This is a genomic window from Comamonas sp. JUb58 (assembly GCF_004364775.1).
Lineage (GTDB): Bacteria > Pseudomonadota > Gammaproteobacteria > Burkholderiales > Burkholderiaceae_C > Comamonas.
Genome location: NZ_SOAL01000014.1, coordinates 150057 through 164936, shown reverse-complemented (window position 1 = coordinate 164936; position 14880 = coordinate 150057). Strand labels below are relative to the sequence as shown.

Genomic DNA, 14880 nt, shown 5'->3' with positions numbered 1-14880 from the left:
CAAGCTCAAACTAAAAGGCCTGAGCCCGGTGGAGTACCGAACTCAGGCCTTGAGCCGCTAACATTCAACTGTCCAACTTCTTGGGGTCAGTTCACATGCGGTGGTTTTTTCTGTGGCAGTTGCGCAGACAGCGGATCAGCGCTTCTTGCGGTATTTTTGCAGAGCGGCAATCTGGGCTGCCATGACGGACAGCTCGGATTGGGCCTTGGCCAGGTCAAGCTCGCCCTTGGCGTTCTTGAGGGCTTCTTCAGCCTTTTGCTTGGCTTCAACCGCTTTTTGCTCGTCCAGGTCCTTGCCGCGCACAGCGGTGTCGGACAGCACGGTCACGCAGTCGGGTTGCACTTCGAGAATGCCACCAGCCACGAAGATGAACTCTTCGCCGCCGTCGGCCTTCTCAATGCGCACCGAACCCGGCTTGATGCGGGTGATCAACGGCGTGTGGCGGGCGTAGATACCGAGTTCGCCCATTTCGCCAGGCAAAGCCACAAAGCGGGCTTCGCCGGAGAAGATGGATTCTTCAGCACTGACCACATCAACGTGGAAGGTGTTCATCTTTGATCCTCAGAGTGAAAAAGAAACTAGTTCGCGAGAAGGGCTGCGTGCTGCAGCCCGTTCTGCAAAGCTTAGATCTTCTTCGCCTTCTCGATGGCTTCGTCGATCGTGCCAACCATGTAGAAGGCTTGCTCGGGCAGGTGGTCGCACTCGCCGTTGACGATCATCTTGAAGCCGCGGATGGTTTCCGACAGCGGCACGTACTTGCCTGGAGCGCCCGTGAACACTTCAGCAACGTGGAAAGGCTGCGACAGGAAACGCTGGATCTTACGAGCGCGGGCCACGACGAGCTTGTCTTCGGGAGCCAGTTCGTCCATACCCAGAATCGCAATGATGTCGCGCAGTTCGGTGTAGCGCTGCAGGGTACCCTGCACTTGGCGGGCTACCGAGTAGTGCTCTTCACCCACCACTTGGGGGTCCAGCTGGCGGCTGGTCGAAGCCAGTGGGTCCACTGCAGGGTAGATACCCAGCGAAGCGATGTCACGCGACAGCGCCACGGTGGAGTCCAAGTGAGCGAAGGTCGTTGCTGGCGATGGATCGGTGTAATCGTCCGCTGGCACGTACACGGCCTGGATCGAGGTGATCGAACCCACCTTGGTCGAGGTGATACGCTCTTGCAGACGGCCCATTTCTTCGGCCAGCGTAGGCTGGTAGCCCACAGCCGAAGGCATACGGCCCAGCAGTGCGGACACTTCGGTACCGGCCAGCGTGTAGCGGTAGATGTTGTCCACGAAGAACAGCACGTCCTTGCCTTCGTCACGGAACGCTTCAGCCATGGTCAGGCCGGTCAGCGCCACGCGCAGACGGTTTCCTGGTGGCTCGTTCATCTGGCCGTACACCATGGCAACCTTCGAGTCGTTCAGCGACTCTTGGTTCACCACACCGGCGTCCGACATTTCATGGTAGAAGTCGTTACCTTCACGGGTACGCTCACCCACCCCGGCGAACACGGACAGACCGCTGTGCGCCTTGGCGATGTTGTTGATGAGCTCCATCATGTTCACGGTCTTGCCCACACCGGCACCACCGAACAGACCGACCTTACCGCCCTTGGCGAACGGGCACACCAGGTCAATCACCTTGATGCCGGTTTCCAGCAGTTCCTGTGCAGGGGCCAGCTCGTCATAAGCGGGGGCCTTGCGGTGGATGGAAGCGGTCAGCGACTGGTCCACAGGACCGCGTTCGTCGATGGGGTTACCCAGCACGTCCATGATGCGGCCAAGGGTTGCCTTGCCCACGGGCACGGTGATCGCCTTGCCGGTGTTGGTGACCATCAGGCCACGCTTGATACCGTCCGACGAGCCCAGCGCAATGGTACGCACCACGCCGTCGCCCAGCTGTTGCTGCACTTCCAGCGTCAGGGCAGTGCCTTCGAGCTTCAGTGCGTCATACACGTTAGGCACGCTGCCGTGGGGGAACTCAACGTCCACCACCGCACCGATACATTGAACAATCTTGCCTTGTACTTGAGCCATTTGTTGCTCCAATATTGATTTCAGTCGAGCTGTATTACACAGCCGCGGCGCCTGCGACGATTTCCGACAACTCGGTCGTAATCGCAGCCTGACGCGTCTTGTTGTAGATCAGCTTCAACTCGTTGATGACGTTGCCGGCGTTGTCGGTAGCGGCCTTCATGGCCACCATGCGTGCAGACTGCTCGGAAGCCATGTTGTCTGCAACTGCCGAATAGATCAGCGATTCCGCATAACGCACGAGCAGCTCGTCGATCACACTTTGCGCATCGGGCTCGTAGATATAGTCCCAGCCGTGGGATGCAGCCGGTGCCGAGCCCTGGATCGCTTCTTGCGACAGGGGCAGCAACTGCTCCACAACCGAGTCCTGCTTCATCGTATTGATGAACTTGGTGTAGCACAAATAGACCGCGCTCAGCTTGCCCTCAGCGTACTGATCGAGCAAAACCTTGGCCGGGCCGATCAGCGCATCCAGATGCGGCGTATCGCCCAAGGCGGTAGCGTTGGCCACCACCTTGACACCCACGCGCGTCAGAAAGCCCAGACCCTTGCTGCCAATGGCCACGGCTTCCGTGCTGACACCAGCGGATTGCAGTTCCTTGAGCTTGTTCGTCACGGCACGCAGCACATTGGTGTTCATGCCGCCGCACAGGCCCTTGTCAGTCGTCACCACGATCACGCCCACCTTCTTGACGTCATTCGACACCATGAAGGGGTGGACATATTCGGGGTTTGCCTGGCTCAGGTGAGCTGCAATTGCGCGAATCTTTTCGCTGTATGGACGGGCTGCCTGCATCCGCTCCTGCGCCTTGCGCATTTTGGATGCGGCAACCATTTCCATGGCCTTGGTGATCTTCTTGGTGTTTTCCACCGATTTGATCTTGCCGCGTATTTCCTTGCCTGCTGCCATGATGACTCCTCGACCGGATTAAGCGAAGGACTTCTTGAATGCAGTGATGGCTGCAGTCAATTCAGCTTCGTCCTTGCCTTCCTTGTCGAAAGCCTTCTTCTCGTTCAGACGGTCCACCAAGGCGCCGTAGCTGGTCTTGAGGAACTGGTGCAGACCCGATTCAAAGGACAGAACCTTCTTGACTTCGATGTCGTCCATGAAACCCTTGTTCACGGCAAACAGCGACGAAGCCATCAGAGCGACGGGCAGAGGGCTGTACTGGGCTTGCTTGAGCAGCTCGGTCACGCGGGCACCGCGGTCCAGTTGCTTGCGGGTTGCATCGTCCAGGTCAGAAGCGAACTGTGCGAAAGCAGCCAGTTCACGGTACTGTGCCAGGTCGGTACGGATACCGCCGGACAGGCCCTTGATCAGCTTGGTCTGAGCGGAACCACCCACGCGGGACACCGAGATACCGGCGTTGATAGCGGGACGGATACCGGCGTTGAACAGGCTGGTTTCCAGGAAGATCTGGCCGTCGGTGATCGAGATCACGTTGGTAGGCACGAAGGCCGACACGTCACCGGCTTGGGTTTCGATGATTGGCAGAGCCGTCAGCGAACCCGTCTTACCCTTGACTTCACCCTTGGTGAAGGCTTCCACGTAGTCCGCGTTCACGCGGGCTGCGCGCTCGAGCAGGCGGCTGTGGAGATAGAACACGTCGCCAGGGAACGCTTCGCGGCCTGGTGGACGGCGCAGCAGCAGCGACACTTGGCGGTAAGCCACAGCTTGCTTGGACAGGTCGTCATACACGATCAGGGCGTCTTGGCCACGGTCGCGGAAGTACTCACCCATCGTGCAACCCGAGTAGGCCGACACGTACTGCATCGCAGCGGATTCAGAAGCGGTAGCGGCCACGACGATGGTGTATTCCATCGCGCCGGCTTGCTCCAGAGCACGCACCACGTTCTTGACCGACGAAGCCTTCTGACCAATAGCCACGTACACGCAGGTAACGCCTTGGCCCTTTTGGTTGATGATGGCGTCGATAGCGACAGCGGTCTTACCGGTCTGGCGGTCACCAATGATCAGCTCGCGCTGGCCACGGCCCACGGGCACCATCGCGTCGATGGACTTGATACCCGATTGCAGGGGCTGGTCCACGGATTGACGGGCGATAACACCAGGCGCAACCTTTTCGATCACGTCGGTCATCTTGGCGTTGATAGGACCCTTGCCGTCGATAGGCTGGCCCAGAGCGTTCACCACGCGACCCACCAGTTCTGGGCCCACGGGCACTTCCAGAATACGGCCGGTGCACTTGACGATGTCGCCTTCCGAGATGTGGGTGTATTCACCCAAGATCACGGCGCCAACAGAGTCACGCTCCAGGTTCAGAGCCAGACCGAAGGAAGGTTGACCGTCGGCGGTGGCTGGGAATTCCAGCATTTCGCCGGCCATCACATCGGACAGGCCGTGCACGCGCACGATACCGTCGGTCACCGACACGACCGTACCTTGGTTACGGATATCGGAATTGCCTGACAGACCCTCAATGCGGCTCTTGATCAGTTCAGAAATTTCTGCGGGATTGAGTTGCATTACTCACTCCTTTTCATGGTTTAGCCGAATCCTCGAACTGCATTACGCAGTGAGGGTTGCTTTCATTTGTTCGAGACGGGCCTTGACCGAGGTGTCGAGCACCTCGTCACCCACCACAACGCGAACGCCGCCAATCAGCGACTCGTCCACGGTGGTGCTCAGATTCAGTGGGCGGCCAAAGCGTTTTTCCAGCACGGTGCCCAGCGCATTCAATGCGGAGTCATCCATGGGGAAGGCGCTGTACACCAGCGCATCCGACGAACCGTTGTTGCGGTTCACCAGTGCGCGAAATTGCGAGGCCACTTCAGGCAGCGCATCCAGACGGCGGTTATCTACCACCGTACGCAGGAAGTTGCGCGCCAGGTCTGACAAGGCCCAACCGCGTGCCAGCGTCACACCAGCCATCACATCGATCACCTGTTCGTTGGTGACGTTGGGATTGTCGGCCAGTTGGCGCATTTCCGGATCGGCGGCAATCGCCGCCAGTTCGTCCGTCCAAGACAGGGCGTCGCTCAAGCCAACACCTTTTTCGGTGCAGGCCTTGAACAAGGCTTCAGCGTAAGGACGGGCAATGGTGGCGAGTTCTGCCATTTCGTTGCTTCCTTACAGCTCAGTCTTCAGGCGATTGAGCAAATCACTGTGGACCGCAGGATTGACTTCCTTGCGGAGAATCTGCTCAGCACCCTTGACAGCCAAAGCTGCAACTTGCTCGCGCAGCGATTCGCGCGCCTGGATCACTTGCTGCTCGGCATCTGCACGAGCGGCGGCAATGATCTTGTTGCCTTCTTCGGTAGCACGGGCCTTGGCCTCTTCTACGATTGCTTGGGCACGACGGTCTGCGTCCGCGATACGCGACGCTGTCTCATTGCGGGTTGCGGAAAGCTCTTCCTCAACGCGCTTGTTCACAGCTGTCAACTCGGACTTTGCCTTATCGGCAGCAGCAAGACCATCGGCGATTTTCTTTGCTCGCTCATCCAACGCCTTGGCAATAGGTGGCCACACGAATTTCATCGTGAAGAGCACCAGAATCAAGAAGACAATGGCCTGAACGAACAGGGTCGCGTTAATACTCACGGCAACACCTTTCTATCTACGGCGTTGATCGGAGCTTAGGCCAGTTGGAATGGGTTGGCGAAAGCGAACAGCAGAGCGATAGCAACACCGATCAGGAATGCAGCGTCGATCAGACCAGCCAAGATGAACATCTTGGTTTGCAGTTCGTTGATCAGCTCAGGCTGACGTGCCGACGATTCCAGGAACTTGCCGCCCATCAGAGCAATACCGATCGAAGCGCCGATAGCGCCCAGACCAACAATCAGACCACAAGCCAGAGCGACGAGACCGAGAACGTTTTCCATGATGACTCCTGAGAAAAAAAAGAAAGGTTAAGAGAAAAAGGAAAGGGAACAGTTAGTGAGCTTCATGTGCCTGGCCGAGATAAATCAGCGTCAGCATCATGAAAATGAAGGCTTGCAGAGTAATCACCAGAATGTGGAAGATCGCCCAGATCGTGCCTGCAATGATGTGCCCCACGGGGAGCAACACACCAGAGAGCGACATAGCGGCTGCGCCACCCATCAGGGCAATCAGCATGAACACCAACTCACCAGCGTACATGTTGCCGAACAGTCGCATACCGTGCGAAACCGTCTTGGCAACGTATTCAATAATCTGCATCAGCAGATTGACGATGCCGAGGATCACGGCAAAGACAGGATTCTTGCTGGTACCGAAGGGAGCGGACACCAGTTCGTGCGCCCAGCCGCCCAGACCCTTGATCTTGACGCTGTAGTACAGGCACAGGATCAGCACGGCAGTCGACAGACCCAGGGTGGTCGACAGATCGGCGGTAGGCACGACACGCAGATAAGCGTGGTGGTCACCGGTAGCGCCTTGCCACAGCAGTGGCAGCAGGTCGACCGGCAGCATGTCCATCGCGTTCATCAGGAAAATCCAGACGAAGACGGTGAGTGCCAGAGGAGCAATGAATTTGCGCGATTGGGCGTTGTGGATATTGGCCTTGGCCTGGTTATCCACCATCTCGACCAGCATCTCGACCGCAGCCTGGAAACGACCAGGTACGCCCGAAGTAGCAGTGCGTGCTGCCAGCCACATCACGAAGATGCCCAGCACGCCCAAGATCACGCTCACTGAGATCGAATCAAGGTTGATCACCGAGAAATCGATGATCGACTTTTGCTTGATATTCTGAAGATGCTGCAAGTGGTGAACGATGTATTCACTTGCAGTGGGTGCATTCGCTTCTGCGGCCATCGGACAACTCTTCTTCTCAATTACAAAATTTTTGCAGATCTGGTCAGCAGCCAAAGCGCCAACCAGTACGTCTTCATCACTACAACCAGACCCAATACCAGCGCCAACCAGTTGAGTCCCGGCACAACCAGTGGCGCCAGCAAGAGCAGCACCACGGTCAAAACCAATTTTGCGATCTCCAAACCAAAGAACCGGACCATCGCAAGATTCTCTTGCCCAGCCCCCAGATGCAGCCGCAACCCACGTGCAAAAAAGGCAGCAGGAATCACCACCGCCGCCGCACCGTATGCCACCGACCACATCCATCCGGCCCGCTGCGTCACCAGACCCACCAACACAGTGAGTACCACCCCGACGACCAGCTGCCACTTCACCACACGCACCACCGATACCGGTGGATGGCGCTGGCGCCACTCTGCTGCTTCTTGCGCAGTCAGGGGCTTGAAGTCCGGCTCTTCGGCCACATGTTCTTCTTGTGGAGCATTTGTTGTCATAGTGTTGGCTCCCGGGCAGAACAACCTAGCCAAAGCCTGCGATTATAAGGATAAACCCGTTGCAAACGGGAAGCGTTTTGTTGCGCGTCTGTTTTTTTGCGGCACACAAGCTCCCATCTCGCCCCTTTTCACGTCAGTTGCATCCGACAAATTCCACACCAGGAAGATGGCTTATCGACTGATGGCACATCACTTGCAAGCTTCTGTTTTAATAGCAAAATGAGCACCACTACACCTCCTGTTGAGTCCACCGATTCCGGCGCTGATCCTCGCAAAGATTCTCTGATCGAATACCCCTCAGACTTTCCGATTAAAGTGATGGGGCTCAACCAGGAAGGCTTTGTCCACGCGGTCACCGCCATCGCCAAGGAACACGACCCCTTCTTCGATGCCAGCACCGTGGAGCTGCGCCCCAGCAGCGGCGACAAGTACCTGGGCGTCACCATCACCGTGACGGCTACCAGCCGCGAACAGCTGGACAACCTCTACCGGGCGCTCACCTCCAGCCCCATGGTCAAGGTCGTACTGTAAGCGGGCCTTGTTGTCACCTTTGTGAACCTTGACGGCCCTTCGTGGCCGCTTTTTGCCATGCAAACCCGCTTTCTTGGCCAGGCCGACTACGCGCCCACGCTGCAAGCCATGCAGCAATTCACCGCCCAGCGCTCCGCGCAGACGCCCGATGAGCTATGGATTTGTGAGCACGCGGCCACTTTCACCCAGGGCATTGCCGGTCTGCCCAGCCATCTGTTGCATACAGGCGACATTCCGGTGGTGCAGACCAACCGGGGCGGCCAAGTGACCTACCACGGTCCGGGGCAAGTGGTCGCTTACCCCTTGATCGATCTGCAGCGCGCGGGCTACCTCGTCAAAGAATATGTGTTCCGTATCGAAGAAGCCGTGATCCGCACCCTGGCCGCCTTTGGTGTGACCGGCCACCGCGTGGCTGGTGCCCCGGGCATCTATGTGCGCCTGGAGGACCCCTTCTCCCACGCGATGCTGGCCCAGCGCCCGACGCAGCGCGATGCCAACAGCCCCGCACCCGAGCCGGTATTTGAAGGCCTGGGCAAGATCGCGGCCTTGGGCATCAAGATCAGCCGGCACTGCAGCTACCATGGCGTGGCCCTGAATGTAAAGATGGACCTGGAACCCTACCACCGCATCAACCCTTGCGGTTATGCCGGACTGCAAACCGTCGATCTTTCTACAATTGGGGTTAACGCCGACTGGGAGGACGTGGCCAAGACCTTGGCGCAAGAGCTTTCCGCCCGCTTGGCGCCTGCCGGTTCTGCATAACCTGGTGCCGCAGCGCACGCCCTATTCCCCACTAAGGGGCGGCGCAGCAGCCTCGGGCCGTACCTGCTCAGAGCCTACGGCCCCTCCGGTTTTGTGCGTGCCTGTCGCACAGAACGCGGTGAAACAACTAAAGTGAGCAACATGAGCACCAATGAAGTCGTGCGCGAAGCACAGTCCGCTGCCACCTACAACCCGCTGGCCAAGCAAAAGGCGGCCGCCAAATTGGCGCGCATTCCCGTCAAGGTCCAGCAAGCCGAGGTGCTGAAAAAGCCCGATTGGATCCGCGTCAAGGCCGGCAGCCCCACGACCCGCTTCTACGAGATCAAGGACATCCTGCGCCAGAACAATCTGCACACGGTGTGTGAAGAGGCCAGCTGCCCCAACATCGGCGAATGCTTTGGCAAGGGCACGGCTACCTTCATGATCATGGGCGACAAGTGCACGCGCCGCTGCCCGTTCTGCGACGTGGGCCATGGCCGCCCCGACCCACTGGACATGAACGAGCCACTGAACCTGGCACGCACCATTGCCGCGCTGCGCCTCAAGTATGTGGTGATCACCAGCGTGGACCGCGATGACCTGCGCGACGGTGGTTCGGGCCACTTTGTCGAGTGCATCAAGAACATCCGCGAGCTCTCGCCCACGACCCAGATCGAAATCCTGGTGCCCGACTTCCGCGGCCGCGATGACCGCGCGCTGGAAATCCTGAAGGCCGCTCCGCCTGATGTGATGAACCACAACCTGGAAACCGCACCGCGCCTGTACAAGGAAGCGCGCCCCGGCTCCGACTACCAGTTCAGCCTGAACCTGCTCAAGAAGTTCAAGGATCTGCACCCTACCGTGCCGACCAAGAGCGGCATCATGGTGGGCCTGGGCGAGACGGACGAGGAAATCCTGCAGGTGATGCGCGACATGCGTGCCCACAACATCGACATGCTGACGATTGGCCAATACCTGGCTCCCTCGAACAGCCACTTGCCCGTGCGCCGCTATGTGCACCCCGACACCTTCAAGATGTTTGAAGAAGAGGCCTACAAGATGGGCTTCACCCACGCCGCCGTGGGTGCGATGGTGCGCTCCAGCTACCACGCTGACCAGCAGGCACACGCTGCGGGCGTTTAAGCCCCGGTGTTCGCCACAGCAAAAAGGCTGCCTCGTAGGCAGCCTTTTTGCATGGGGGCTCACGTCAGAATCGCTGACTTAACCCAGCGCCGCGCTGCTGCCCACCACCACCGCATACAGGTCACCAATGGTGGCCATCGCGCCTTGGTGCAGCTGCGCGGCAGAGACCGCACCGGCAGCCGATTGCAGCGGACGGGTGGCACAGGCATTGGCGACCACGGTGGCGCGCTTGCCGCGCAGGAAGGCGCCTTCGGCGGTGAAGGTGACGCACATATGGCTCATGAAGCCGATGATCACCAGCTGCTCGTTGCCCGCCGCCTCCACATGCTGGGCCAGGTCGGTGTTGTGGAAGGAGTTGGGAGCCGTCTTGACGACGACGGGCTCACTCGCCAGCGGTGCCACGCTGGCATGGATCTGGCCGATCTCGGCGCGGATGTCATAAGGCGAGCCCTCGCCGCCGTCGTGCATCACATGGATCACCTTGGCGCCGGCCGCGCGGGCCTGGGCCAGCAGGCGGGATGCGGCGTCCAGCGCGGCTTCCCAGCCTTCCAGCGCCATCACGCCCTGGGTGTAGGTGTTCTGGTAGTCGACCAGAATCAGCGTGGACTGGGCCAGGACGGCGGGCTTGGCGTCCAGTTGGTTGAGTTCGCGTAAAGTGCTGGTATGCATGGTCGTTGCCTTGTAGGGATGGTTGATAGCCACCCGCAGTGGTGGCGACATGCATGCATCTTAGGGACAGCCCCCGCTGCGGACAATGCCGTCTTAGCCGCAGAAACCGACACCCGCCTAGAACGAAAGACCGCATGCCGCACCCAGAACGCCTGATCGTGATCGTGTTGTTTGACCGGGTTGACCTGCTCGACATCAGCGGCCCGCCCGAGGTGTTTGCGCTGCTGCAGCGTGAGATGGACGAGCCCTGTGGCTACCAGGTGCTGCTGGCGGCCGAGACGCTGGAACCAGTGACCACGGCCGCTGGCGTGCGCGTGCTGCCCGACATTCGCCTGGACAGCCTGCAGCACCAGGCGATCGATACCTTGATCGTGCCGGGCTCCGTCGAGATGGATGCCAAGGGCCGCGTGCAGGCGCTGGCCGATCCGGCCGTGGTGCAGTGGGTGCAGACCTTGTCCGAGCAGTCCCGGCGCGTGGCCTCGGTCTGTGTGGGTGCGCATATCCTGGCGGCCGCGGGCCTGCTGGAAGGCAAGGAGGCAACGACACACTGGTCCACCGCTGCGCAACTGGCCCAGGACCACCCCGACATCCGTGTCGATGCCGACCGCATCTACATCCAGCAGGGCCGCATCTGGACCGGTGCCGGCCTGACCACCTGCCTGGACCTGGCGCTGGCCCTGGTGGCCGAGGATTTTGGCAATACCTTGGCGATGCGCGTGGCCCGCCAGCTGGTGATGTTCCTGAAACGCACCGGCGGCCAAAGCCAGTTCAGCGTGATGCTGGAGCCGCTGTCGAGCACGCGCCGCATGGAGAACCTGCGCCAGTACATTGCGCAGAACCTGGGCCAGCCGCTGTCCATGCCCGACCTGGCAGAGCAAATGCATGTGAGTGACCGGCAGTTGGCCCGCATCTTCAAGACCGAGCTGGGCATGACGCCGGCGGCCTATCTGGAAGCCGCGCGGGTAGAGGCGGCCCGCCAGCAGCTGGAGGCCACCGATGCCTCCTTGCAGCGGGTGGCCGAAACCTGCGGCTTCAACACCACCGACACCCTGCACCGCGCTTTTCGCCGCCAGCTCGGCACCACGCCGGGCCAGTACCGCAGCCGCTTTCGCACGCCTGCGGAATAGCGGCGCTCAGCGCTCCAGCACGCTCGCCGGATCTTCCGAATCGATGACCTGCTGGGCCCAGCCCACCAGGCGACGCGTATCGGCACGCAGCACCTCTTGTTTGATGGCGAGAATCTGCGCGGGCTGCATCGAAAAACTGCGCAGGCCCAGGCCCAGCAACAAGCGGGTCATGGCGGTATCGCCGGCCATTTCGCCGCAGACGCAGACATCCTTGCCAGCGGCATTGGCCGCCTGGATGACCTCAGCCACCAGGCGCAACACCGCAGGGTGGAAGGGGTCGTAGAGCTGCGACACCGCCTCGTCCGCCCGGTCGATGGCCAGGGTGTACTGGATCAGGTCGTTGGTGCCGATCGAGAGGAAATCGAAGTACTTCAAGAAGGTGCGCACCATCAGCGCGGCAGCCGGGATCTCGATCATCGCGCCCAGCTTGACCAGGCCCTGGGGCACATTGCGCTCGCGCAGTTCCTGCGAGGCCTGGTCCACCAGCGCCAGGGTCTGCTTGATCTCGCTGACATGGGCCAGCATCGGGAACAGCAATTGCACCGGGCCATGGGCCGCCGCACGCAAGATGGCGCGCAGCTGGGTGCGGAACATGTCCGGGTCGGCCAGGCTGAAGCGGATGGCGCGCAAACCCAGCGCGGGGTTGAGGTAATAGTCCTTGGGCTGGGCCTTGTCCAGCGGCTTGTCGGCGCCCACGTCCAGGGTGCGGATGGTAACCGGCATGCCCTGCATGCCTTCCAGCGCCTCGCGGTATGCGCGGTACTGCTCTTCCTCATCGGGCACCTTGCCGCCCCGCCCCATGAAGAGAAACTCGGTACGGAACAGCCCCACACCCACGGCGCCTGCCTTCACCGCTCCCGGGCCATCGCCAGGTTGCTCGATATTGGCCAGCAGCTCGATGCGCTCGCCATCGATGGTGATGGACGGCGTATCGCGCAGGCGCGAGAGGCGCTCGCGCTCCAGCCGCATCTGGCGCTGCTTGAAGCGGTACTCCTCCAGCAGGATCGGCGAGGGGTCGACGATCACCTCGCCGGCATCGCCATCGATGATGACCCAGTCATCGGCGCGGATGAGCTGGCTGGCCGTGCGTGCGCCCACCACGGCCGGAATATCCATGCTGCGCGCGACGATGGCGGTGTGGCTGGTCTTGCCGCCCACCGCCGTGACAAAGCCGGCAAACACGCTTTGCTTGAACTGCAGCATGTCAGCGGGTGACAGGTCATTGGCGATCAGCACCATCGGCGCATCGCGCTCATCGGCCACCCAGTCGTGCTGCCCTTCTTGCACGCCCAGCGGCGCGCTGACCGGCGCCGCGACGGGGCTGGAGACACCTCGCATATGGCGCAGCACCCGCTCCACCACCTGCTCCAGGTCGCCCTTGCGCTCGCGCAGGTACTCGTCGTCCATCTCGTCGAACTGGCGGCAGAGCAGCTCCAGCTGTGCGGTCAGCGCCCATTCGGCGTTGTAGAGGCGCTCGCTGATCAGTTGGCGCACACCGGAAGACAGCATGTCATCCTGCACCAGCATCAGGTGCACATCCAAGAGCGGCTCCAGCTCCTGAGGGGCATCCACCCCCAGGTCACCGCGCAGGCGCTGCAGCTCTTCGATCACCGCCAACCGCCCTTTGCGCACGCGCTCGATCTCGCGCGCCACCTGGTCGGGCTCGATCAGGTAATGGGTGACTTCCAGGTGGCTGGACGCTGCCATGACTGCCCGACCAATGGCAATCCCCCGGGCCACTGCGATTCCATGGATGGCAAATGTCATGCGGAACTTCCTCTTCGCTGGCGCGCTGCTGCGCCAAGCTGATTTATACGCCTGTCTCAGAAGACTGTACAAGCACGGGGCTGGTAAAGCGCGGGGAAAGCGGGGTGTTCAGACCAAGCGCAGCGCATGCCAGCAGTGGCAGGCAGCATGTTGCCAGGCGCGGGGCAAGCAGGCCCTGGCTGCACCGCTGCAGACGCCAGGCAGCGCCTTATTCGCCTTCGCCGAACTTGTCGTTGATGAGGGCCAGCAAGGCGTCCATCGCTTGCTGCTCATCGGCGCCATCGGTCTCGATGCTCACCTCGGTGCCAATGCCGGCGGCCAGCATCATCACGCCCATGATGCTCTTGGCATTGACGCGGCGTTCGCCCCGTGTGATCCAGACCTCGCAGGCAAAGCTGCCAGCCAGCTTGGTGAGTTTGGCAGACGCGCGGGCATGCAGGCCCAATTTATTGCTGATGGTGACTGCGGTCTTGATCATGTGCTCGGATATTTTGGTTCTGTGGCGTGGTCTGCGTCACCTGCATGATGCCCTGGCTGCCCCCGGCAATGGCCCGAGCCACGAGGCTGTCCAGCTCTTCTTGGCGATAGCACAGCGCGCGCAGCAGCATCGGCAGGTTGACACCGGCCACCAGCCGGGTGGATGCACGGCGCTTGGCCAACTCCTGGGCAATATTATGCGGGGTCGCACCAAACACATCGCTCAACACCAAAACCGGGCCGCTGTGGCTGTTGTCGAGCATGGCCTGCGCCTCCTGCAGGCAGGCCACCGGATCGGCGCTGGCAGGCACATCCAGCGCCATCAGGTGCTCTCCGCTGTCGGGGAACACATGCGCGGCGCATTGCGCTAGCGCCTGGGCTAGCGGTGCATGGGCGATCAACAATATCCGGTTGCTCATCAAATAAAATACAAGAAGTTCTGTGAAGGGGCGCCCCACTGGCGGCCATGCCGGCCCAGCTGCACCCTTTGCCAGTGTAGCGATTTTGCGGCACTGCAACATTGGTAGTGTTGCTTAGCCAAGGGGGCGGGTTTGCCCCTCACAGCCTAACGCAGCTGCAGTCCTTTGACAAAGCTCTGCAGCACCCCATCGGCCAACGGCGCAGGGGACAGCACCATGGCCTGGTAGACCCGCACCTGCTGACCTTCCGTGCGCGCAAACCAGCGCGCATTGGCATACACCGGCTGGCCCGTGCCATTGTGGCCCTGCCACTGCAGCTGGCGCGCCTGCGGCAGCTCCAGGGTACCGGGCAAGACAAAGGCCTGCCCGGGCAGCGGCTGCCAAGCATCGGCCATCTGCAGCTGCTGGTGCAAGGCCTTTTGCCAGTCGGTCATCACCGTGGCTGCGTCCTGCGGCTGCGCCAGGGCCACATGGGCCAGTGCATAGGTCGCCCCTTCGGCCTGGCAGCCCACCATCGACACGGCCAGGGTCTGCCTGCCCCAGGCCAGATCGCGCACAGCACGGTCAGGCTTGCAGGGCAGCATCAGGTCCAGCGGCGCATCGGCCAGGGCCACCACGCGCCAGTTCAGCGCTGGGCTACAGGCGGCCAACAGCAAGGCGGTGGTGAGGATCAGGCAGCGGGCCAGGGGCATCCGGCCATTATGGGCACGGCATGGCGATGGTCAA

At 61.0% G+C, this 14880-nt stretch carries 18 protein-coding genes; 4 read left to right on the top strand and 14 right to left on the bottom strand.

The genetic code is table 11. From position 1 onward, the window contains the following. Positions 1-135 precede the first annotated feature (135 nt). From EDF71_RS16540 to EDF71_RS16500, 9 genes are all read right to left on the bottom strand, one after another. Positions 136-552: a F0F1 ATP synthase subunit epsilon gene (locus tag EDF71_RS16540; RefSeq protein ID WP_021025621.1), complete on the bottom strand. Its 417-nt coding sequence runs from the start codon at positions 550-552 to the stop codon at positions 136-138. Positions 553-623: 71 nt separating this feature from the next. Continuing rightward, the gene (atpD, locus tag EDF71_RS16535; RefSeq protein WP_021025620.1) at positions 624-2027 is read right to left on the bottom strand and encodes a F0F1 ATP synthase subunit beta; all 1404 of its coding nucleotides are present in this window, start codon (positions 2025-2027) and stop codon (positions 624-626) included. 34 nt (positions 2028-2061) lie between these two features. After that, positions 2062-2934: a F0F1 ATP synthase subunit gamma gene (atpG, locus tag EDF71_RS16530; RefSeq protein ID WP_021025619.1), complete on the bottom strand. Its 873-nt coding sequence runs from the start codon at positions 2932-2934 to the stop codon at positions 2062-2064. A gap of 18 nt (positions 2935-2952) precedes the next feature. Next, complete coding sequence (gene atpA / locus EDF71_RS16525) at positions 2953-4512, bottom strand: F0F1 ATP synthase subunit alpha (protein ID WP_021025618.1); 1560 nt, start codon at positions 4510-4512, stop codon at positions 2953-2955. Positions 4513-4554: 42 nt separating this feature from the next. Beyond that, positions 4555-5103 carry a F0F1 ATP synthase subunit delta gene (locus tag EDF71_RS16520; RefSeq protein WP_133857651.1) on the bottom strand — a complete coding sequence of 183 codons (549 nt, stop codon included), beginning with the start codon at positions 5101-5103 and terminating at the stop codon, positions 4555-4557. A gap of 12 nt (positions 5104-5115) precedes the next feature. Beyond that, entirely contained in the window at positions 5116-5586 is a 471-nt protein-coding gene (locus tag EDF71_RS16515; protein WP_021025616.1) for a F0F1 ATP synthase subunit B, read from the bottom strand. Between the two features lie 35 nt (positions 5587-5621). Continuing rightward, positions 5622-5870 carry a F0F1 ATP synthase subunit C gene (atpE, locus tag EDF71_RS16510; RefSeq protein ID WP_021025615.1) on the bottom strand — a complete coding sequence of 83 codons (249 nt, stop codon included), beginning with the start codon at positions 5868-5870 and terminating at the stop codon, positions 5622-5624. A 52-nt stretch (positions 5871-5922) separates the two neighbouring features. After that, the gene (atpB, locus tag EDF71_RS16505; RefSeq protein WP_133857650.1) at positions 5923-6786 is read right to left on the bottom strand and encodes a F0F1 ATP synthase subunit A; all 864 of its coding nucleotides are present in this window, start codon (positions 6784-6786) and stop codon (positions 5923-5925) included. A 20-nt stretch (positions 6787-6806) separates the two neighbouring features. Then, entirely contained in the window at positions 6807-7280 is a 474-nt protein-coding gene (locus EDF71_RS16500; protein ID WP_133857649.1) for an ATP synthase subunit I, read from the bottom strand. Positions 7281-7499: 219 nt separating this feature from the next. Between EDF71_RS16500 and EDF71_RS16495 the strand changes: the two genes are divergently transcribed. The 3 genes from EDF71_RS16495 (at position 7500) to lipA (ending at position 9695) form a co-directional block, all read left to right on the top strand. Continuing rightward, on the top strand, positions 7500-7811 hold the full coding sequence (locus EDF71_RS16495; protein WP_133857648.1) for a DUF493 family protein: 312 nt from the start codon (positions 7500-7502) through the stop codon (positions 7809-7811). A 57-nt stretch (positions 7812-7868) separates the two neighbouring features. Further along, positions 7869-8573: a lipoyl(octanoyl) transferase LipB gene (gene lipB, locus EDF71_RS16490; RefSeq protein WP_133857647.1), complete on the top strand. Its 705-nt coding sequence runs from the start codon at positions 7869-7871 to the stop codon at positions 8571-8573. Positions 8574-8714: 141 nt separating this feature from the next. Further along, positions 8715-9695 carry a lipoyl synthase gene (gene lipA, locus EDF71_RS16485; RefSeq protein WP_133857646.1) on the top strand — a complete coding sequence of 327 codons (981 nt, stop codon included), beginning with the start codon at positions 8715-8717 and terminating at the stop codon, positions 9693-9695. A 78-nt stretch (positions 9696-9773) separates the two neighbouring features. Here lipA and EDF71_RS16480 read toward each other — a convergent pair whose 3' ends face one another. After that, positions 9774-10364 (bottom strand): cysteine hydrolase family protein, encoded by a 591-nt coding sequence (locus tag EDF71_RS16480; RefSeq protein WP_133857645.1) that lies wholly within the window; start codon positions 10362-10364, stop codon positions 9774-9776. Between the two features lie 134 nt (positions 10365-10498). Between EDF71_RS16480 and EDF71_RS16475 the strand changes: the two genes are divergently transcribed. Beyond that, entirely contained in the window at positions 10499-11491 is a 993-nt protein-coding gene (locus tag EDF71_RS16475) for a helix-turn-helix domain-containing protein (protein WP_133857644.1), read from the top strand. A gap of 6 nt (positions 11492-11497) precedes the next feature. Here EDF71_RS16475 and ptsP read toward each other — a convergent pair whose 3' ends face one another. From ptsP to EDF71_RS16455, 4 genes are all read right to left on the bottom strand, one after another. Further along, positions 11498-13258: a phosphoenolpyruvate--protein phosphotransferase gene (gene ptsP / locus EDF71_RS16470; RefSeq protein WP_133857643.1), complete on the bottom strand. Its 1761-nt coding sequence runs from the start codon at positions 13256-13258 to the stop codon at positions 11498-11500. A 208-nt stretch (positions 13259-13466) separates the two neighbouring features. Then, complete coding sequence (locus EDF71_RS16465; RefSeq protein WP_027010583.1) at positions 13467-13736, bottom strand: HPr family phosphocarrier protein; 270 nt, start codon at positions 13734-13736, stop codon at positions 13467-13469. After that, positions 13705-14154: a PTS fructose transporter subunit IIA gene (locus EDF71_RS16460; RefSeq protein WP_133857662.1), complete on the bottom strand. Its 450-nt coding sequence runs from the start codon at positions 14152-14154 to the stop codon at positions 13705-13707. Before EDF71_RS16460 ends, EDF71_RS16465 begins: the two co-directional genes overlap by 32 nt. A gap of 146 nt (positions 14155-14300) precedes the next feature. Further along, complete coding sequence (locus EDF71_RS16455) at positions 14301-14846, bottom strand: hypothetical protein (RefSeq protein ID WP_133857642.1); 546 nt, start codon at positions 14844-14846, stop codon at positions 14301-14303. Positions 14847-14880: the final 34 nt, after the last annotated feature.